At 42.0% G+C, this 20,470-nt stretch carries 22 protein-coding genes and 1 tRNA gene; 10 read left to right on the forward strand and 13 right to left on the reverse strand.

The genetic code is table 11. The features are described from left to right. Positions 1 to 67: 67 nt before the first annotated feature. The 3 genes from IQ13_RS02985 to IQ13_RS02995 all read right to left on the reverse strand — a co-directional run bounded on the left by IQ13_RS02985 (position 68) and on the right by IQ13_RS02995 (position 1,259). The gene (locus tag IQ13_RS02985; RefSeq protein ID WP_144884349.1) at positions 68 to 697 is read right to left on the reverse strand and encodes a metal-dependent hydrolase; all 630 of its coding nucleotides are present in this window, start codon (positions 695 to 697) and stop codon (positions 68 to 70) included. A gap of 242 nt (positions 698 to 939) precedes the next feature. Further along, positions 940 to 1,013: transfer RNA gene (locus tag IQ13_RS02990), tRNA-Pro, on the reverse strand. Positions 1,014 to 1,016: 3 nt separating this feature from the next. After that, positions 1,017 to 1,259 carry a GIY-YIG nuclease family protein gene (locus IQ13_RS02995; RefSeq protein ID WP_144884351.1) on the reverse strand — a complete coding sequence of 81 codons (243 nt, stop codon included), beginning with the start codon at positions 1,257 to 1,259 and terminating at the stop codon, positions 1,017 to 1,019. A 194-nt stretch (positions 1,260 to 1,453) separates the two neighbouring features. On the opposite strand from IQ13_RS02995, the gene IQ13_RS03000 reads away from it, so the two are divergent. From IQ13_RS03000 to IQ13_RS03035, 8 genes are all read left to right on the forward strand, one after another. Next, on the forward strand, positions 1,454 to 2,719 hold the full coding sequence (locus tag IQ13_RS03000) for a dihydroorotase (protein ID WP_144884353.1): 1,266 nt from the start codon (positions 1,454 to 1,456) through the stop codon (positions 2,717 to 2,719). 10 nt (positions 2,720 to 2,729) lie between these two features. Next, positions 2,730 to 3,275, forward strand: a complete 546-nt coding sequence (locus IQ13_RS03005) for a DUF4199 domain-containing protein (protein ID WP_144884355.1) — start codon at positions 2,730 to 2,732, stop codon at positions 3,273 to 3,275. 7 nt (positions 3,276 to 3,282) lie between these two features. Next, positions 3,283 to 4,224, forward strand: coding sequence for a glycosyltransferase family 2 protein (locus IQ13_RS03010; protein ID WP_144884357.1), 942 nt, complete (start codon positions 3,283 to 3,285; stop codon positions 4,222 to 4,224). Positions 4,225 to 4,310: 86 nt separating this feature from the next. After that, positions 4,311 to 4,700: a GxxExxY protein gene (locus IQ13_RS03015; RefSeq protein ID WP_144884359.1), complete on the forward strand. Its 390-nt coding sequence runs from the start codon at positions 4,311 to 4,313 to the stop codon at positions 4,698 to 4,700. Between the two features lie 24 nt (positions 4,701 to 4,724). Further along, the gene (locus IQ13_RS03020) at positions 4,725 to 5,897 is read left to right on the forward strand and encodes a glycosyltransferase (protein WP_144884361.1); all 1,173 of its coding nucleotides are present in this window, start codon (positions 4,725 to 4,727) and stop codon (positions 5,895 to 5,897) included. 18 nt (positions 5,898 to 5,915) lie between these two features. After that, the gene (locus IQ13_RS03025; RefSeq protein ID WP_144884363.1) at positions 5,916 to 6,500 is read left to right on the forward strand and encodes a D-sedoheptulose-7-phosphate isomerase; all 585 of its coding nucleotides are present in this window, start codon (positions 5,916 to 5,918) and stop codon (positions 6,498 to 6,500) included. A 3-nt stretch (positions 6,501 to 6,503) separates the two neighbouring features. Next, the gene (locus tag IQ13_RS03030) at positions 6,504 to 7,124 is read left to right on the forward strand and encodes a D-glycero-alpha-D-manno-heptose-1,7-bisphosphate 7-phosphatase (protein ID WP_242009468.1); all 621 of its coding nucleotides are present in this window, start codon (positions 6,504 to 6,506) and stop codon (positions 7,122 to 7,124) included. A 38-nt stretch (positions 7,125 to 7,162) separates the two neighbouring features. Then, positions 7,163 to 8,167: a hypothetical protein gene (locus IQ13_RS03035; RefSeq protein ID WP_144884365.1), complete on the forward strand. Its 1,005-nt coding sequence runs from the start codon at positions 7,163 to 7,165 to the stop codon at positions 8,165 to 8,167. Between the two features lie 78 nt (positions 8,168 to 8,245). Here IQ13_RS03035 and IQ13_RS03040 read toward each other — a convergent pair whose 3' ends face one another. The 4 genes from IQ13_RS03040 to IQ13_RS03055 all read right to left on the reverse strand — a co-directional run bounded on the left by IQ13_RS03040 (position 8,246) and on the right by IQ13_RS03055 (position 10,842). Next, positions 8,246 to 8,758, reverse strand: a complete 513-nt coding sequence (locus IQ13_RS03040; RefSeq protein WP_144884367.1) for a hypothetical protein — start codon at positions 8,756 to 8,758, stop codon at positions 8,246 to 8,248. A gap of 158 nt (positions 8,759 to 8,916) precedes the next feature. Continuing rightward, positions 8,917 to 9,366, reverse strand: a complete 450-nt coding sequence (locus IQ13_RS03045) for a hypothetical protein (RefSeq protein ID WP_144884369.1) — start codon at positions 9,364 to 9,366, stop codon at positions 8,917 to 8,919. Positions 9,367 to 9,590: 224 nt separating this feature from the next. Further along, complete coding sequence (locus IQ13_RS03050) at positions 9,591 to 10,289, reverse strand: SMI1/KNR4 family protein (protein WP_158637288.1); 699 nt, start codon at positions 10,287 to 10,289, stop codon at positions 9,591 to 9,593. A 133-nt stretch (positions 10,290 to 10,422) separates the two neighbouring features. Next, positions 10,423 to 10,842 carry a hypothetical protein gene (locus IQ13_RS03055; RefSeq protein ID WP_144884373.1) on the reverse strand — a complete coding sequence of 140 codons (420 nt, stop codon included), beginning with the start codon at positions 10,840 to 10,842 and terminating at the stop codon, positions 10,423 to 10,425. Between the two features lie 127 nt (positions 10,843 to 10,969). Between IQ13_RS03055 and IQ13_RS03060 the strand changes: the two genes are divergently transcribed. Then, complete coding sequence (locus IQ13_RS03060; RefSeq protein ID WP_144884375.1) at positions 10,970 to 11,599, forward strand: NAD(P)-dependent oxidoreductase; 630 nt, start codon at positions 10,970 to 10,972, stop codon at positions 11,597 to 11,599. A 77-nt stretch (positions 11,600 to 11,676) separates the two neighbouring features. Here IQ13_RS03060 and IQ13_RS03065 read toward each other — a convergent pair whose 3' ends face one another. Continuing rightward, positions 11,677 to 12,414 (reverse strand): TrmH family RNA methyltransferase, encoded by a 738-nt coding sequence (locus tag IQ13_RS03065; RefSeq protein WP_144884377.1) that lies wholly within the window; start codon positions 12,412 to 12,414, stop codon positions 11,677 to 11,679. Between the two features lie 13 nt (positions 12,415 to 12,427). Between IQ13_RS03065 and IQ13_RS03070 the strand changes: the two genes are divergently transcribed. Beyond that, positions 12,428 to 14,929: a BamA/TamA family outer membrane protein gene (locus IQ13_RS03070; RefSeq protein ID WP_144884379.1), complete on the forward strand. Its 2,502-nt coding sequence runs from the start codon at positions 12,428 to 12,430 to the stop codon at positions 14,927 to 14,929. Positions 14,930 to 14,971: 42 nt separating this feature from the next. Here IQ13_RS03070 and truB read toward each other — a convergent pair whose 3' ends face one another. From truB to IQ13_RS03095, 5 genes are all read right to left on the reverse strand, one after another. Then, entirely contained in the window at positions 14,972 to 15,673 is a 702-nt protein-coding gene (gene truB, locus IQ13_RS03075) for a tRNA pseudouridine(55) synthase TruB (RefSeq protein WP_144884381.1), read from the reverse strand. Between the two features lie 63 nt (positions 15,674 to 15,736). Continuing rightward, on the reverse strand, positions 15,737 to 16,876 hold the full coding sequence (locus tag IQ13_RS03080; protein ID WP_158637289.1) for a tetratricopeptide repeat protein: 1,140 nt from the start codon (positions 16,874 to 16,876) through the stop codon (positions 15,737 to 15,739). Positions 16,877 to 16,966: 90 nt separating this feature from the next. Beyond that, positions 16,967 to 18,346 (reverse strand): DUF58 domain-containing protein, encoded by a 1,380-nt coding sequence (locus IQ13_RS03085; protein WP_144884385.1) that lies wholly within the window; start codon positions 18,344 to 18,346, stop codon positions 16,967 to 16,969. A gap of 1 nt (position 18,347) precedes the next feature. Continuing rightward, positions 18,348 to 19,325: an AAA family ATPase gene (locus tag IQ13_RS03090; protein ID WP_144884387.1), complete on the reverse strand. Its 978-nt coding sequence runs from the start codon at positions 19,323 to 19,325 to the stop codon at positions 18,348 to 18,350. A gap of 7 nt (positions 19,326 to 19,332) precedes the next feature. Beyond that, positions 19,333 to 20,457 (reverse strand): DUF4350 domain-containing protein, encoded by a 1,125-nt coding sequence (locus IQ13_RS03095; RefSeq protein WP_144884389.1) that lies wholly within the window; start codon positions 20,455 to 20,457, stop codon positions 19,333 to 19,335. Positions 20,458 to 20,470: the final 13 nt, after the last annotated feature.

Consider the following 20,470-nt stretch of genomic DNA (forward strand, 5'->3'; position numbering starts at 1 on the left):
CTTTTTGTTTTTATACATTTTTCTGTAGTCAAATTTGGCATATGTAAGAGGAACTACAAAGCGATCACTAATCGGCCCAGTAACCCCAGGCAACAAATATCCATTGTAATAATCCAACCACGGCGACCGGTGTAATTGCAGGCGGTGGCGGACCAAAAACGTTCATGATGTGTATCACTAACAGGAATATGATCAGCGACCATGTAATGATACTTTTTCTTTTTCCCGGGTTCACTCTGCTTTTAAAAAACAATGCAACAGCAATCGCATACATCAGTAATTCTAAAAGCAACTCTGCGGTTTTATAATTCCACAAACCCAAACCAAGTTTCTCATTGCTAAATGGTGTTAATGGCAGATCGGGAATATGCACCAGCCAATCTAAAAACCAATGGCTCAAAACCAAAAAGGCTATTACAAAAGCAGATCGCAGTTGTTTGGTAATTCCGTAAAATACAACTGCAAACAACAGTGCCCAGCCTGCTACAGTCAGCAAGCTGTGCGAAAAAGGATAAGAAGTAAATTCCAGCGGAATGTTAGATCCTGCAGGAGCAATGGCTGCCGTCTCTGTACCGGTCAACAAGAGCACAGGCCATAGTAAGTCGAGCCATTGAGCAGCAAGCATGGTACTGCCAAGAGATAGGGTTTTATCAGCTTTCTTAGCTGCGAAAGCAACAGCAAAATGTCCAAGGAACATAGCAGATAGTTTTCTGTAATTTATACAGAAATTATAAAATGTAAAAGCTGTTAACTGTTGTGTACTCTCATCGGTGAAGTGTGTTGCATCTGCATTGCAGGAACAAAAAAGAGCATTGACAAATCAATGCTCTTTTTTGTCGGGACGACTAGATTCGAACTAGCGACCCTCCCGCCTCCTGCGGGATGCGCTATCAATAGCACAAATAAAAAAGCCTCACATTTCTGTGAAGCTTTTAAAAGTCGGGACGACTAGATTCGAACTAGCGACCCCTTGCACCCCATGCAAGTGCGCTACCGGGCTGCGCTACGTCCCGAACTCAAACAAGACCTTGATCCTGTAAGTATCGTTTGATTCCTCTTTTTTTAATTTTCAATTCCAGTTGAGCTGCACTTGATCGAGAAGTACATTCAACTATTGTAATTAAAATCCAAGGAACACCTTTCGATGTATAATTACCTTTTCCTGCATTATGCTGATTTAATCTGATACTTACATTTTCAGTATAACCAACATAATACTTTTCTAAAGAACTACTAAAGAGAATATATACGTAAAACATAAACTCTCTATTTTGGTTAGCAACCCTCCCGCCTCAGGCGGGATGCGCTACCGGGCTGCGCTACGTCCCGAACAAAAATTGAGAAATCCACCCCTGGATTTCATCGGGGGCTGCAAATGTAAGATTTATATCTATTTGGCACAAAATCAATCAAAAAAAACGATCTTAGCGGCGCAATAATTTTCCCCAGGTACATGACTATTCTTATTCGTCAGGCGCATATTATCGATCCGCTTTCTCCTTTTCATAAGAGTACACAAGACGTTTTTATTGATAATGGCCGCATCAGCAAAATCGGTACACTCGCTAATCAAGAGGCCGACCAGGTGATTGAAGCCAACAATCTGCATCTGTCGCCGGGATGGGTAGATGTGTTTGCACATTTTTGCGATCCGGGTTTTGAGTTTAAAGAAACATTGGAAACGGGTATTGCTGCAGCTGCGGCCGGTGGTTTTACCGAAGTGTTGCTGTTACCGAACACCAACCCGGTTGTAACCGGTAAGTCGCAGGTGGAATACATGGTGCAGAAAGCAAAACACAGCATGGTGAGTGTACATCCGCTGGGTGCTGTTACCAAACAAACCGAAGGGAAAGAGTTGGCCGAAATGTACGATATGAAAGCAGCCGGTGCAGCAGCTTTTACTGATGGATTGCATCCTGTGCAATCGGCAGGTTTGTTGCTCAAAGCTTTGCAATATGTAAAAGCATTTGATGGTACAATTATCCAGATACCCGATGATAAAACAATCGGTACGTATGGGTTGATGAACGAAGGCATCATCAGTACAAGACTGGGCTTGCCGGGCAAACCCATTCTTGCAGAAGAAATTCAGGTAGCCAGAGATATTAAACTGGCACGCTATGCCGAATCGAAGTTGCACTTCACAGGCATTACTTCGCCCAAGAGTATCGATTATATCAATCGTGCAAAACAAAGCGGTGCAGCAATCAGTTGCTCCGTAACACCTGCGCATCTTTATTTTACCGATGAAGATCTGCAGACGTATGATACGAATCTGAAATTATATCCACCTGTACGCACAGCTGTTGAACGGAATGCATTACGGGAAGCTGTTTTAAATGGCGGCGTTGATTGTATTACGACCCATCACGAACCACACGAATACGACAGTAAAATTTGTGAGTTTGAATATGCCAAGCCAGGCATGATTGGTTTGGAAACCTGCTATGGTGTAATGGGCGCTGTGTTTGGCGATGCATTGAGTGCAGAGCGTTGGGTGGAGCTGGCCAGCAGCAACCCACGTAAATTGATGCAGCTTTCACAACCGGTAATTAAAGAAGGTGAAGTGGCGAATGTAACATTGTTTGAACCTTTGGCGACATATGTGTTTACAGAAGATGCCATTCGTTCAAAATCGAAAAATTCTGCCTTTGTTGGCAAAGAGTTAAAAGGTAAAGTGATTGGCATCATCAATAACAATCAACTAAAACTCAACTAAACATTTGTTTATGGAAACAAAACAAGCAAATCCCCTCTTACAGTTCGGTCTTATCTCGGCAGTTGTTGGTATCATCGCCTATATTGGTTTGTATTTGGGTGGCGTAAAAATATTAATGAGTCCGCTGGCATTTGTAACAAGCTACCTGTTGCCTATTGTGTTTGCAGTAATGGCTTGTCTGGCTGCTAAAAAACAAGGTGGCGGATATCTTGAATTTGGTAAGGCTTTAAAAACAAGCTTTGGTGTGTTTGTATTGACTGCACTGGCCATCTCTGTTCTCTCCTATGTGCTTTTTAATGTGATTGATCTTGAGTTTAAACAGGCCATGACAGAAGAATCGCTGAACATGTCGGAAAAAATGCTCAAGAAATTTGGTGCATCGCAGGATCAGATTGATAAGGCAATGGATGAAGCAAGGAAGAAAGATAGTTTCAGCATCAGCAATATGTTGTTGGGCTTTGCTTTCAGCTGCTTTATTTATTTTCTCTTAGCTTTAATTATTGCGGCGATTGTAAAGAAGAAGAATCCCGAAAATGAAATGCCTCAAACTCTTTAATTACTTCATGAACTTAAGCATAGTTATACCCCTGAAAGATGAAGCCGAATCGTTACCGGAGCTTTGTGCATGGATTGAACGTGTGGTAAACGAACAGCAGCTCAGTTACGAAATTATTCTGGTGGATGATGGTAGTACCGATGATTCCTGGAAGGTGATCAAGGAACTGCGTTCGGCCAACAGCAATATTAAAGGCATTCGCTTTCAGCGAAACTATGGTAAGTCGGCTGCACTAAACGAAGGATTTAAAGCAGCACTTGGCGAAGTAGTAATTACTATGGATGCCGATTTGCAGGATAGTCCCGATGAAATTCCGGAGTTGTACAAGATGATCAAAGCCGATGGATTTGATCTGGTGAGTGGCTGGAAAAAAGTACGTTACGATAATACACTCACAAAAAATATTCCGTCGAAATTTTTTAATGCAGCTACACGCCGCATGAGTGGTATCTATCTGCACGATTTCAATTGCGGATTAAAAGCGTACAACGGTAAAGTTGTAAAGAGCATTGAAGTTTACGGCGAAATGCATCGTTACATTCCGGTGCTGGCCAAGTGGGCAGGTTTTAGAAATATTGGTGAAAAAGTAGTGGAACACCGCAAACGTAAATATGGTGTTACCAAGTTTGGATGGGATCGTTTTGTAAATGGTTTCCTCGATTTGGCGACTATTTCTTTTGTAGGGAAGTTTGGTAAACGTCCGATGCATTTCTTTGGTTTGTGGGGAACACTGTTTTTTATGATTGGTTTTTTGATCAGCGCCTATTTGATTGTAGCCAAGCTCATCGACTTTAATTTTTCCATCACCAATCGTCCAACATTTTTTATTGCGTTGGTGTCAATGATCATTGGTTCGCAATTATTCCTCGCCGGTTTTATTGGTGAACTGATTGCACGCAATGCACCTGAACGTAATTTTTATTTGATTGGTGAGAAGGCAGGGATATAGATAGAGACACGGATAACACAGATGTATACAGATTAAGGCGGATTTTTTCTGATCATTGATTATCTTGATTAGATTAAAACAACCTTATGCTGCTACATGAAGAACTTACCAGTAAAATACTCCGCTGTTTTTACAATGTTTATAATAAACTTGGATACGGCTTTCTTGAAAAAGTATATGAAAATGCGCTGCTGATTGAATTGCAAAAGAACGGGTTGCAGGCACTTCAGCAAAAACCAATTAAAGTGTATTACGAAAATGTGCAGGTCGGCAGTTATTATGCTGACATATTGGTTGAAGACATGTGTATTCTCGAACTGAAAGCAGGTGAAGGAGGAATTATTATGGAACACGAGTTGCAGCTTCTCAACTATTTAAAGGCTACAGATTATGAGATTGGGTTACTTTTGTTCTTTGGTGAAAAACCTTCTTTCAAACGAAAGGTGTTTACCAATGAAAATAAACAAATCCGTTAGAATCAGCTCAACTCAGTGTCATCCGTGAATCTATCATCAAAAAAAATAATCATCCTCGGCCCTGCGCATCCCTTACGTGGCGGTATCGCCATTTTTAACGAGCGGCTGGCACGGCAATTTCAAAACGAAGGACACGATGTAAGCATCTACTCTTTCAGCCTGCAATATCCCGGCTTTTTGTTTCCGGGTACCACACAATATTCATCGGAACCTGCTCCTGCCGATCTCAACATCAACATAAAAGTCAACTCCATTAATCCGCTTAACTGGATGATCGTTGGCAACGAAATCAAAAAGCAAAAGCCCGATTTAGTGGTGGTACGTTACTGGCTGCCGTTAATGGGCCCGGCGTTGGGTACAATCCTTCGCCGCATCAAAGCTAATGGACATACAAAAATTGTTTGTATTGCCGATAACGTAGTGCCGCACGAAAAACGTGCAGGCGATCATGCGTTCACGAAGTATTTTATTAAGCCTGTTGATGCCTTCGTTACCATGAGCGAAAAAGTGATGACTGATCTGCGCAGCTTCACCCAAACAAAACCGGCTGTGTTGCAACCACATCCGTTGTACGATGTGTTTGGCAATGCTGTTTCAAAAGAAGAAGCAAGAAAACATCTCAACATCAATCAAAACGATTTCATCTTTCTCTTCTTTGGCTTCATCCGTAAATACAAAGGATTGGATATGCTGCTGGAAGCTTTTGCAAAACTGAAAGCTGCCAAACATCAAGATCCCAATACCCAAATTCCAAATCCCAAGTTCCAATTACTAATAGCCGGCGAGTTTTACGAAGACCGTAAGCATTACGACGAACAGATCGCACAGCTGGGTATTGCAGATGACCTGATTCTTAAAACAGAATTCATTGCCGATAGCGAAGTGAAATATTATCTCTGTGCTTCCGATGTAGTGGTACAGCCTTACCGCAATGCAACGCAAAGTGGTGTTACGCCCCTTGCCTATCATTTCGGAATTCCAATGATCGTTACCAATGTGGGTGGACTGCCTGCCTTTGTACCGCAAGGAAAAGTAGGTTTGGTTTGTGAACCCAATGTAGCATCTATTGCAGAGGCGATGCAGCAATTTATGCAAAAAGGCTCTGCCCATTTTCTGCCTCACCTGCAGGAAGAAAAAAAGAAATACGGCTGGGATAAAATGACGGCGGCTATTCTGCAACTCGCTGCCACCGCTTAATTCATTTACATTTGCAGTATGAACGAACAGATCAAACAGATCATCGGCGATTCAATAGCTGTAAAACAGCAATTGCTCAGCGATGAAGCAATGATGACAAAGATCAACAGCATCAGCGATTTGATTGTGGATGCCTTCCGTGCAGGAAAGAAAATTCTTTTTTGTGGCAACGGTGGTAGTGCTGCCGATGCACAGCATTTGGCTGCAGAACTCAGTGGTCGTTTTTACTTCGATCGGGATGCGTTACCTGCTGAAGCATTGCATGTAAATACATCGTACCTAACTGCTATTGCCAACGATTACAGTTTTGAAGTGGCCTATGCACGTTACATCAAAGGCGTTGGACATACCGGCGATATACTGGTGGGCTTATCAACTTCCGGTAATTCAACCAATATTATTGAAGCGTTTAAAGCAGCGAAAGAAAAAGGCATGATCACCATTGGTTTTACCGGCGCAAGTGGAGGTAAGCTGAAAGAATTTAGTGATCATCTGTTCAATGTACCATCGACGGTTACACCACGTATACAGGAAAGTCACATTATGCTCGGTCATATCATTTGCCAGTTGGTGGAAGAGCGTTATTTCAATCCAAAGAATTAATGCATGATCCACACAACACTTACCAACAAGGTTCCCGCCAATACCGCTTATTTTATGCCGCTACCACATAAAGAATTACCACCCGTTACCAACGAATGGACCTTGTTTCTCGATCGTGATGGCGTGATCAATAAAGATGTGGTGGGCGATTACATCAAAAGCTGGAGTGAATTTCATTTCACCGAAGGAACCTTGGAGGCAATTGCTGCATTATCGAAATTATTCGATCGCATTTTTGTCGTGACGAACCAGGCAGGCGTTGGTAAAGGATTGATGACACTCGAAACATTGGAAGAAATTCATACCAACATGTTGCAGGCAATTACTGCAGCAGGTGGACGGATCGATAAAATTTATTTCTGCCCTTCAACCGATAACAAACACATCAACCGTAAACCTAATCCCGGCATGGCGTTGCAGGCCAAACAGGATTTTCCTGAAATCGATTTGAAGAAATCGATCATGGTGGGCAATATGCCCAACGATATGTGGTTTGGAAGAAAGTTCGGCGCATTTACCGTTTATCTGCCTACCCGTCCTGAGGAAAAGCCCGACCCCTCTACGGTAGACGCACAGTATAAAGATTTGTTAGCTTTTGCACAGACCCTCAGCAGCAAGGCGTAAAACACAATAATTTTGCCTTTAAACAGTTAATAGCATCAATGAAGAACCTGTTTACCCTTCTTACAATTTTTGTTGCAGTAACAGCATCGGCACAGAAGCTTACTCCGGTTGAGTTAAAGCAGTTTCGTTTGCGTGAAGATTCGCTCAAGAAATTCGGTTATGAAATTGTGCGTGGCAAAGATGCAGCAGTGCGTTTCCGCAGCGACAGTAACTTTACCCGTATTCTCGTTCGTGCAATCATCCAGGATAAATCATTTCAATATCCGTTCGATTCGTTAAAAACCATTTCTAAAATTTACAGCGAAGACAGTTCGTTCCGCATATTTACCTGGCAGGTAGTAAAGGATGATGATTACTGCCGGCAGAAAGGATTTATCCAGTTCCGTAATCCAAAGGGTGCAGAAAAGTTTATTCCGCTGCGTGATGCTGACCAGTTTATTACCAACGATGTGGATACCATTGCCAACAATATGTGGTGGATCGGAGCCGTGTATTACCGCATTGTAGAAAAAGAATTCAACGGTAAAAAATATTATACGCTGTTTGGTTACGATGAAAACGATACACGTACAACAAGAAAATGGTTGGATGTGATGTGGTTCGATGAAAATGAAAAACCAGTGTTTGGTAAACAGGGTGCTTTTTCGTTTGCACAGGATTCTGTACCGAAGCCTGCAACGAATCGTTTTTTACTGGAGTACAAAAAAGATGGCCGTGCACGTGTGCAGTACGATGAGGAAATGGATATGATCATTTTCGATCATCTTGTATCAGAAACAAGTGAGCCCGGTAAAAAATACACACTCATCCCCGATGGCGACTACGAAGGCTTTAAATGGGAAAACGGACAATGGCAACACATCGATAAAGTCTTCAACTTTAAGTTAGAAGACGGACAGGCACCTGTACCTGAAGCCATCGATTTCAACAACCGTTTATTGAAGGGTGAAATTATTGAAGAAGCGCCACCAGCAGCACCGAAGCAACAACCGCAGAAAAAGCCGGTTGCCAAACCACCGGTGAAAAAGAAAACAGGGAATTAAAAATAAAGGCCACGCATCGTGGCCTTCTTTATTGTAAGTAACAGAGCCCTTCCCAATGTTAGTTGTCGTTATGCTTTGTCAAACGTGAACTTTTTTAAGTCGATAAGCCATTTCTTTTCGTATTCCTTCGTCTGTGGCATTGCTATACTCTTTCATTAAGTCAATGGCTTCTGCTGTCCCGATTGAATACAAAAGCCAACTGAACCATTTTGCAATAGCGTAGGAATCGGAACAGGTATATTCTAAATAGTCAAAGTTGCTTTCCAACGCTTTCCTGATAAAAGGCACTGTCGATGGACTTGGTGCTTCATCTTGTAAGGTCTTAGCAATTTGTTGATGCCTTTTATGGTTGGGATTTATTAGAAGTTCGTTTAGAATGTCAACATACTTAGAAATGTCACCTGATAACAAAACAAGAGAAAGTGTCCTTTGAATTTCGTCTGGGTCAGAATTTGCAATCGCATTTATCATTTCTGTCCTTACAAATTCTGTGTCACTTTTTATGTCAACCGAAAAACTCTTCAAGAAAGTTTCAGTCGTAATAATTCCATAGTCAAGTTCAGCAAGTAATTGTTTGTCTTTGTCGGTCATGATAAATGGTTTGTAATGCCTGCCAACGCCCAAAACGTTTGTGAAGGAGTGGATGTCTGGGTTCCTTCAGCTTCACGTTTGTTTTATTGTCGATTTATGTTTTGCTGTTCAATTTAGCACTTCAGCCTCTCGTTTACAAATGCTCTGTTGGCTGTAGTTTATCTTTCCGCAACAGCAGTCATATTAATTTCGTTGATATTTACTTCAAATTCTTTTGTCACATCTTGATATTTTTTATGGAATATTAAGATGCTGTCAACAAGTTTTTCCAGTTTGAAATTACCGCCTGTCAGTTTTGAAAATCTGCCTGTTTTGCCTTTCGAAAAATCAAACAGTCTCAAATTAAAAACAAGGTCTTGATCTGTTTTTATGTTTTCTTTATTCAGAATTGAAGTATCATATTCTTGTATAATCAACAGTTGTCGTTCCTCAATAATCAGATAATTTGGTGTAAAAAGCCCACTGTCAATCAATTTGTCGTCACGGTAAAGCTGATAGATAAAATTCCAGTGGTCTGCCTTTATATGAACTAAAGTTGGATGGACTAAGTCAAGAAATTCTAATCTTAAAACTGTTCCTTTCGAAATATATAATTGAATATCTTCCATTATCGGTGTCTAACAAATTACATCCAACGAGCAGGGCTTTATGCAGGTTGGGAATTAGTATTCCATCTGCCGACAACCGCTGCGGGTTGAAAATATAAAATTGAATTTAAGAACTAAAGTTGAAAGTCGTTTGTCCAGCCCGAACCACAGTTTGGATTTGAAATTTTTTGATGTTTGCTGGTCATGCCCAAACTGCATAAAATCCAACTTTAGACGCATTGTTGTCAATCTTTTTTTACAATGCCGCCCCAACCAACGTCATCTGAAATTGTATAAACTCCACTTTGCAAGTCAGTCACATAATTATCTATCCAATTTTTAAATGATGTTGCAAGTAAGTCTCTGTTTGGCATGTCATGCCACATCCTGATAATTTGTCCGCAAGTGCCATCGCTTGTAGGGTCTAAGTCAATGCAATAATTGTCACCGCAGCCGTTAGATGTAATAGGAATCCAAGAAGAACTCCACCAATAAGGCTTTATTCCTTTGTCCGGCGTTGAGCTTGCTGCTTCACCATACATTTCTTTGCAATTTTTGTCAATATCTGGCAAAACTTCGTTCCAAAGTTTCCACTCAGAAATAATCTCGTCAACACTTAATAATCTGTCACCGTCAAATAAATTCAAGTGTGTAAATGATTGACCGTTGTGAATTTTATAAAATTCAATAAAGTCGAGTGGTAGCTTTAAGCTAATAACATTTTCTAAATTATTAATGTCTTGCTCGGAAGCGCCAGCATTTAAGGTGTCAAGGATTGGTGGGCAATTTGCAAGAATCCATGTCTCAATCTTTTCCCAATATTTTTTCAAGGTAATATTTTTAAAAACTGACGCATATGTTGCGCCTGACGTATAAATATACACACCTTCTTGTTTAAACAACCATTGATCTGCAACCTGTCTTTCACCAAATGTACCAGGCAAAAAAAGCGTCACAGGATTTTATTCATGCCTTATCAGTTACACAAGTGCTGTCTTCCCAAAAAGTTACATTAAATGGATTCAAGCATTTCGTTCGTTGGTCGGGCGACCAACAACGGCCTGGAGGTGCAGAACACTATCCCTTCCCTTTCTTTTTAGTTGATGATTTAGGCCGGTTATTGATCTGTTGCAGCAACGAATCATTTACAGGTGCATCGAGTTGTTCGTCTTTTTTCTTTACCCAAATGGTGATGCTTTTGCGTACTGCGGGTTCTTTTTTCAAACGCACTTCAACAACCACACTGTCGTACGGAAAAGTCCAGTCGAGCCAGATAGTATTGCGTTCCAGTTTGCCGGCGCTGATTTTAAAATCCAGCTGTTCGGACGTAAGCGGCATGTATTTGCCATTGCTCAGTTTGGCGTCCACGTTAATATAATTCCACGAGCCTTTTTTTAAACTGTCAGTATACAGGTTAAAAAACAAGCTATCGATATGCTGCGCTTTTGCCGCTGCACACAACCAAACAAAACCGAGTATAAAAAGAAACTGCTTCACGCAATTGAATTTAAGCACAAAGATCACAAAAACGGCAAAGAGGTTGGCAGCCTGTTAAATTTAACAAGGTTCTTACCCCGGCATTATTCGTAAACCTGTTGTAATTTGTAGATCTAAACAGCACAAGATGAACCTGATTGTATTCGGAGCAACCGGGCAGGTTGGAGTGCAGGTAGTAAAGCAAGCGTTGTGGCGTGGACATGCAGTAAAAGCCTATGGCCGTAATGTGCATCAGCTGGCCGATGGTAATCCGAAGCTGCAGTTGATCAAAGGCGCTTTGTTTGATGAGGGCGATGTATACGATGCAATAAAAGGCTGCGATGCGGTGATCAGCGTTATTGGTGGTGCATTTGATGGTGCCGATAAATCCCGATCGCTGGGTATGAAGAATATTGTGACACAAATGAAAAAGGCAGCTGTACGCCGCATTGTTGCACTGGGCGGCATGGGTATTTTAAATTTTGATGAACATTCGTTGCTCATCGATCAGAAAGATTATCCGCAGGAATACCTGCCTGTTGGCAACGAGCACCGCAAAGCATTTGAATACTTGCAGGCTTCGTCGCTCGATTGGACATTTGTCTGCAGTCCGGATATCATCAACGATGGACCAACGGGCAACTACACCACGAATAAAGATTATCCGCCGCAACCCAATTTATACCGCATCAACGCCGGCGATCTTGCCCAGTTTATGCTAACTGAGCTGGAAGAAAATGCTTATGTGCAAAGCAGGGTTGGTATTTCAGCTAAATAATAGAAACACGGATAACGCAGATTGTTGCTGATAGTAACGGATATGAAATCATTGCATAGCTATCCTAATTTGTAGTGCTATCCTCGTTTCAGCTCCCATAAAAAGATACTGGTCGCAATGGCTGCATTCAACGATTCAGCTTCACCAAAACGGGGAATCATCAAGGCGTCGCTCAGCAAAGGAATCACCTCTTCACGAATGCCATTGGCTTCGTTGCCAATGACTAAAATACCGTTTCCTGGAAACGTAAACGAAGCTAGTTCTTTTCCGCACAGCACTGCACCAACAACCGGCAGTTGCTGCTTGCTGAGAAAGCTTGTCAACTCTTTTTCAATGATGGTTACACGCATAATGCTGCCCATGGTGGCTTGCACTACTTTGGGATTGTAGATATCTGCACAATCGGGCGAACAAACGATCTGCTTAATGCCAAACCAATCGGCCAGGCGAATGATGGTGCCCATGTTGCCGGGATCACGAATAGCATCGAGTACCAGTGTCCAATCATTTGCAGCAGCGCTCCACTCCTGCTGTGGAAAATAATGCAGTAAGGCCAGTGCCTGGTTAGGCGTTTGCAGTTGCGAAATACGCTCCAGTTCATCATCCGTAACAACAAAATGCTGTTGTATATTTTTTGCAGCAGCGCAATGCCCGTAAAATGTTTCGGTAGCGTATAACCGCACTATTTGCGAAGGATAATGCTGCACCAGCTCGGCCACCATTTTGCTGCCTTCTACCAAAAACAGCCTTTCTTGGTCCCTTCTTTTTTTGTGGCCTAAACTTTGGATATATTTGACTTCGTTTTTACTGAGCATTGATCATCTTTTTATGCAATTCACCCGGGCAGCTGTTACCATATTATTCAGTTTTATTGCAATGCAGGCAATTGTTTCCTGCACGGCATTTAAAAAACCAACCCGGCGTCAATATACCAAAGTAAAGAAATATCCCATAGATAAGCCCTTTGTTTATTACAACGAAATAAAGGTTGTAAACGATAAGTTGAGCAAGGATGAAAAAACAGTTTTGGGTGATGGGTTACGTACACAGCTCGACGATAGTTTGCAAACAATCGTAAAAGAGTCGTTTGTATTTTTTAAGAAACTCGAGTCGCCCGCTGTTTACGATACGGGGTACGCTGTTAACAGTGCCCGTAACATGGAAATCTATCTAAAGACCGAAGGTTATTATAACGGTAAGGTCAATTACGAACTGTTTCCCTTCGATACAGTTTACAAAGGCAATCCTGAAAAAGAACAGATACGGGTTGCAACCAAGTTTATTGTGAACACCGGACCTGTTTTCCGCATCGATTCTATTGCTATTATTCCAAACGATTCGGGACGTAACTACCTTGTGCCGCTGCAGGAGTTATCGAACAAATATTTGTCGCAAAGTTTGCTGAAAAAAGGCAAGCCCTTTTCAGAACAACTGGTATCGGGCGAAATGAATCGGTTGGTGGAGCTGTTCCGCAACAACGGGTATTACAATTTTACCCGTGATGCTATTTATGCCGATGTAGATACGGTTTTTCTTGCACTGCTCGACCCATTGCTGGCACTGGATCCTATCCGCCAGTTTGAAGTATTCCAGGAAGCACAGGAACGCAGAAAGAACCCGGTGATCAATGTGTACATCCGTACCAAGCCCAAATTAAATCCTGCCGTTTTTCAGCAGTTCACCAATAACAAAATTGTTGTTTATCCTGAATTTAAAGGGGGCGATAAAACGGATTCTATTCCTTATGTTGATAGTGTACGCAACAACATTATTGTGCGTTTTCAGGAAGGGAAGTTCAAACCGTTGTTTATCCGTCGTAATCTGAAATTACGAACAGACAGTTTGTACAGTGCTTTAAAGATTAGCCAAACAGCTGAAGAGTTGAATAAACTAAATGTGTGGCAGGTTATCCGTATTCAGCCAAAAATTTCAACAGAAGATTCAGCAAAAATCGATTACGATGTATTGCTGATTCCTTACAAGCGATACACGTTCAGTACCAACCTTGAAGGTGTGTTTAACCAACCGTTAAACCAGCTGACAGGTGCCGGTAACCTTGTTGGTTTGGGTGTAAACTTTGGTTTGCAGGATCGTAATATTGCCAAACAAGGTATCCAGATGACGAACACTTTGCGTACCGGTATTGAGTTTGGCTTACCTCCTATCAATGCCGGTTTGCAGGCAACCGAGTTAACCTTCAGCAATTCCATAACATGGCCACGCATACCCGATAAACTGTTTACACGTAAAAGCAGGCGTTGGCTCAACCGCAAAACATTCTTAACCTCCAATATTTCTATCATCGATAGAAATATCAACAAGAATGGATCGTTTGCGCTTACCACTGTGAGTTCAACATTTGGCTGGCAGTTTCAAACGCCCAAGAATGCATTGTGGCGTGTAAGTCCGTTAAATGTTGAGTATGTAAACCTTTACGATATCTCTAACAACTTCAGGGAGCAGCTGAACAACAATCCGTTTCTGCGTAACTCTTTTAACCAGGGTTTTGTATTAGGTGTTGTAAATGCAGGTTACAAACAACCATTCCGTATCAAGAAACACGATAATCATTCGGCGGCTCTGCGTGTAAATTTTGAAGAATCGGGTGCGTTGTTTGGCCGCTTTAAAAAATCGGTGACGTTGTTCGATGAGCAATTGTTTGAGTATGTGAAAGCCGATGCCGAATTCCGTTATGCTATTGCGAATCCTGCACGTAACCGGGAGTTGGTTTTCCGTGCAGCAGTTGGTGCGGGTTATCTCTACGATAACGATACATCGAACATGCCGTTCTTTAAACAGTTTGCAGGTGGTGGCCCTAACAGTATGCGTGCATGGCCATTGCGTAGTTTAGGACCGGGTGCCAGCCGTAACGATCCACGTACCGGACGTAACCAGTTTTTCAGTCGTTCGGGCGATATGTTACTGGAAGGAAACATTGAATACCGTTACAATATCTGGAGTATTTGGCCCAACACTCTTATTTTACGAGGTGCACTCTTTACCGATATCGGTAACGTGTGGAACTTCCGTAACCAAAGTAATATCGGCAACGATACTGTTGTCTTCCAACTGAAGAACCTGTACAGAGATTTAAGTGTAAGTGTGGGTACCGGTTTCCGTCTGGATTTTGTTGGCCTGTTCCTGATACGTGTGGATGTTGGGTATCGTTTAAAAAACCCGGCTTATCCGTTTGTGCTCACCAACGATGGGTGGCGTATTCCTAAATTCAGTGATGCTGCCAATCTTTTCAGCGGTTCGGATGCTGCACGAAGCTGGCGCTACGACAATATCAATATTTCATTGGGGATTGGTTTGCCGTTCCAGTTCTGATGATCGTTTAATCTAATCCTTAAACGTCACTCTCGACTTTGCTCAGGACTCCATTCCCGCTTTCACTTCTTTTATCCAGGCTAATGTATCGGGCAATGTTCTTGCTTGTTCGGTTGTAAACTCACCGATGCGTGTACGACGCAGGCTGCTGAGATAAGCTCCGCAACCCAATGCTTTACCATAGTCGTGTGCAAGACTGCGGATGTAGGTTCCCGTAGAGCAAACCACACGAAAATGCAACACCGGTAATTCAATCTTTGTTATTTCAAACGCAGCAATGTGCAAGGGTCTTGGCTCCAGTACCACTTCTACTCCTTTTCTTGCCATCAGGTAAACAGGTTTCCCTTTTTGTTTAATAGCAGAATGTGTTGGCGGCACCTGCATAATATCGCCGATGAATTGTTTCGTTGTTGCGTGAATGAGTTCTTCTGTAACAAACGAATAATCTTTCTGCTGTTCGGGTTCGCTTTCCAGATCGTACGTTGGTGTTACGGCGCCAATGGTAAAGGTGCCGGTGTATTCTTTTTCACGGGCCTGGTATTCGTTGATGCGTTTGGTAAATTTACCGGTGCAAAGGATAAGTAAACCTGTTGCCAAAGGATCAAGCGTGCCTGCATGCCCCACCTTTTTTATGCGGATGGTGCTGCGCACTTTTGCCACCACATCATGCGATGTCCATTCAAGTGGTTTATCTACTAAGATCACTTGTCCTTCGGTAAAAATGGTTTGCTCTTCCTGTTTCATGCGTGGGCAAAGGTAGGGATTGGCGCACGTATGTTACGAGATTGGTTCTGTTTCTCTCACTACTCAATAGGTAAACATCCGCAAAACATTGTACACACTTGGCAACCAGTTACGGATATTGCCCGGATCGGTTTCTAAGAAATGTTTGGCCATGACATTGCCCATTACGGCTGCCTGTTGAATATCTTTTTTACCTGCCTTTTTATCCTCCAGACAAATAAGGCTAATGCCACGGTAATAATATGCTGTGGAAGAGCCGGGATGATAGTACAATGCTTTGTCGAAAAAAGTAAGCGCTTCTTTGTATTTCTTTTCCCGTAACAACAACGAGCCCATAACAAGGAGTCCGTTTAACGAAGTAGAGTCATCCGCTAAAAGCGCTTCGGTTTGCCTGTACACTTTTTCCATCATGCCAAGCTTTAATAATCGTGAATTTACAAGTGAGAGATTGTATTCGTCTGCAGGATTCTGTTCGATTGCCCGGTTGAAATAATTTACTGCCGCTGTTGTATCGTGCTGCAGCAATTTCACATCGCCGATATTGATGTACGGCAGTCCTTGTGTTGAATCGGCTTCAATTGCTTTTTGATAGAAAGAAACAGCGGTGTTTAAATCATCCATGTTTTTATAAATGTTCCCCAATACAACAAATGATTTGTAGTGACTGCCCCCTGCCAGTTCTATTGCATTATTTAAACTCTTAATTGCCTTTCGGTAATTAGATTTATCTCCAAATGTTCCGTAACTGTGTGTGGCTTCATTTTTTTGACAATAGCCTTTATAATACCATCCTTCCGGATCTTTTGGCGACAGTTGAATGTAATGATCAATTACGGTTAATGCTTCTTTATAATTTTCCAGACTCAACAATACTAATGCTTTCCTGAAAACAGCATCTGTATCATTGGCATTCATTTCGAGTAAGCGGTTTAAATAGCTTAAGGCAAAATTATAATTACCTAAATGGAAATTTCCCTCAGCAATGCCTATTTGTGCAGCTCTGTTTCCGGGAATGAGTTTCAAAACTGAATCAAAACAAAGAATGGCTTCTTCATAACGCTTCTCGTGGAGAAGGTAAACTGCTGTCGTTTTTAAACGGTAAGCATTAGCAGAATCAGTACTGCTTATTTGTGCGGTTATAACCAATGGTGTCAAGAGAAAAAAGCAGATGACAAGCAAACCATATGATCTGGCAGCAAGCACGTTTGTGTTTTTTGCAATGTAGTAACGGAGACGATGCGTTTGCAATGATGCAGGTCAGAGCAATGGTTGATTGCGCTTATGAAAAGAAGGCTATATCGCCTGCCTTGTCTTGATCTCAATGTATTTGTTGATGGTGTTTACCGTTACATTTTCCGGTGCGGAAAGAATACTGAGAATGCCGGCGTTTTGCAGTTCTTTCACGATCAGTTGCTTTTCGTGCATGTATTTACCGGCGATGGTTTTTACATACAGGTCTTCAAGATCTTTTACCTCCTGTTGACTTACCTGTTTCAGTTCGGTATTTTCGAAAAACACAACCAGCAGCAGATGGTATTTGGCAATGCGCTTGAGGTATTGCATTTGCCGTTGCATACCCGTTAATGATTCAAAATTAGTAAAGAGAATAATTAAACTCCGTTGTTTAATGCTTGCACGGATACGGGTGTAGAGTAATTCAAAATCGGATTCCAGAAAAGCTGTTTGTTGATTGTACAACAGCTGCAACACTTTTTCCAGCTGTACCGGTTTGCGGTCGGCCGCCAGCATGGAGCCTGCTTTGTTGCTGAAGGTCATTAATCCAAACCGATCCTGTTTGTTCAATGCTACGTTGCACATTACAAGACTTGCGTTAATGGCATGATCGAGCAAGGTTAATCCCTGGAAAGGCATTTTCATCAGTCGGCCTTTATCAACGATGCAATATACCTGCTGGCTTTTTTCTTCAGTATACGAGTTTACCATCAGCGATGCTTTGCGTGCCGTTGCTTTCCAATTAATATTGCGTACATCATCGCCTTGCACATACTCTTTCACCTGTTCAAACTCCATACTGTGACCAATCTTGCGCAAGCGTCTGTTACCGGCTTCTTTTGTTTGTGCAGCTTCGGCATGTAGCTGGTACTGCCGCATACGAATGAATGAAGGATACACCGGCACCATTTGTTCCTGTGCTCCGGCAAATTTCCGTTCAACCAAACCAAGCAACGAAGATGCAAAGAACTGTACAGCGCCGAATTTATATTCACCTCTTTCGAGTGGACGTAAACTGTAATGTTCCTCTTTGGTTTCGCCCGGTTTTAAGTAAAGGCTGCGTTTAAAATTCCGTTCTTCAAATTGTTCAGGTAATTCATCAATCAGTACTGCATGTATTTTAAATGGGTACCTGTTTTGTACCGTAATTGTTATGTGGTTAGCATCGCCATTACTTAACCGTTCCGGAACAATCCGTTCAACAACGGGCTTCCGGTTAATGGCAAATAAGAAAAATAAATCGGCTGCAAATAAAACCGACAGCAATACAAAAGCAATACGGGCGGTCGTTTCCATTTCAGGAATAAAGTATGCAAGCAGAAACAACACAATGGTTACTGCCAGCAACACATAAAAACGATTGCTGAGATAGACTGCCTTCACTACAAAGTGCGACAGTACATACAATAAACCTCCTGAAAGTAATAACAACCAGAACATATTAACGTGGTACCTCCAGCGATTTAATAATGCGATCAATTAATTCGTCGGCAGTCAATCCTTCCATTTCCTTCTCGGGTGTGAGGATGATGCGATGACGCAACACATGCGGAGCCACTTCAATAATATCTTCCGGTGTAATAAAATCACGGCCACGCATTGCTGCAAAAGCTTTCGATGCTTTTACAATGGCAAGTGATGCTCTTGGCGATGCACCAAGGAACAGTGAAGGATTATTTCTTGTTTCGTACACAATGCGTGCAATAAACTCCAGCAATTTCTGGTCAACAACAATTTTGCGGATCGTCTCTCTGTATTGTGCGATATCATTCGCCGATAAAACTTTTGCTACTTCGTTCAGCAGGTTTCTGTTATCGGCCTGGTGTTGATTGCTGAGAATGATCACTTCTTCTTCAAGCGTTGGATAGCCTACTTCTATTTTAAACAGAAAGCGATCGAGCTGTGCTTCGGGCAACCGATAGGTTCCTTCCTGGTCGATGGGGTTTTGTGTTGCCAGCACCATGAAAGGTGTATTCATGGTATAGGTTGTTCCGTCAACCGTTACCTGCCGTTCTTCCATTACTTCAAACAATGCCGATTGTGTTTTTGCAGGGGCACGGTTAATTTCGTCAATCAAGACAATATTGCTGAACAGCGGACCGGCTTTAAACTGAAAGCTCGCTTCCTTTGGATTAAACACAGATGTGCCTAATACATCACTCGGCATCAGATCGGGTGTAAACTGAATGCGTGAAAAATCTGCATCAATCAGCTTGGCCATTAGTTTGGCCGAAAGTGTTTTGGCAACGCCGGGTACGCCTTCAATAAGAATATGCCCGTCGGCTAAAATACCTGCTATCATCAGTTCCAGCATCTGCTCCTGCCCTACAATTATTTTACCTACAGCTTCCCTGATGGTTGCAATTGCATTGTTAAGCTGTGTAAGATCTGTACGTTGTTCAAAAAATGATTGTTCCATGCCTGCTTTATTTTAAAAATTGTTGCATTCGGTTATTATACTCCAGTAACTCTTCATCGGTTACTTTATACGATTCCTGTAGTTGCTGAATAAATTTGAAAAAATCTTTTACTTCTGTTTCTGCTACACCACTCTTTCTTGCTAACGACGACATAAACTCTGCGCTGAGCTGACTGGTGTTAAGATAGTAATGCGTACGGATATACTCGAGGAAATACGTCGTCATTTTATGCGCAATATTCACATTGTCTTTCTTCTGCAGGTACAAGCGGCCAATGGTTTCCACAAACGAAATACTGTCGTTACTGTTTACTGTTTTCAACGGAATTAAACGTTGCCTGCGTTTACTTGCAAATGCAACATAAAAAATAAGTAATGCCATAGTAAGCAGCAAAGACCATTTGAGCATTTCGTTTTTCAGGAACACATCAAACATCGAAAAGCTTTCGTTGGGGGTACTGCCTATGCGGTAATAATCATCCCAGTAAACCGTAGTTCTCGAACCGGGCAGGTACGCAAATGCCTCTTCTGCATAAGCCTTGTTTTGTTGCTGCAGTAAAAAATAATTACTGAAAGCTTCGGGATTCAGATGCAGGAATATCCGTCCGTTGCCATGTTGTAATGAAATATAGTTGGGCGAAGTTTCATCGTTCTGGCCAAGCACCACAGCTCCTTTTTCTTCGGGATGTACAAAGTGTGCGTCGAACGGAAAATAAAAGAAACGGTATTGCTTGGGTTGTAACGAATCGGTACGTTTGATAGAAACGGATGTGTAACGCATGGGGCCGGCAGTGTCGGCCTGTTGCTGAAATATACTTTTAACTGTATAGTATTGCGGCTCTATTTCCAACTTGTTTAGCAGCTGTTCATCGATGTATTCTGCTGCGATAAATAATTGGTTACCGTTGCTTACATATTCGAGCAGCAGATCAACATCTTTCTCTGCCATTAATACCCGCTTTGCAATAATTACGTAAAGGCTGTTTACCCGTTCGTTATGAAAGGCAAATGTTTCGGAGAAAGGCTTCGACATAGTAAGCACAGATGTAAGTCTATACTTTGTTGTAAGCATGCTGTAGGCTACGTATGTACCAAAAGGCTTTTTACTTCTTTTGGAATAATTGCGTGTCATATCGGGCAGCTTT

It is taken from the genome of Lacibacter cauensis, from assembly GCF_007830055.1.
Taxonomy (GTDB): Bacteria; Bacteroidota; Bacteroidia; order Chitinophagales; family Chitinophagaceae; genus Lacibacter; species Lacibacter cauensis.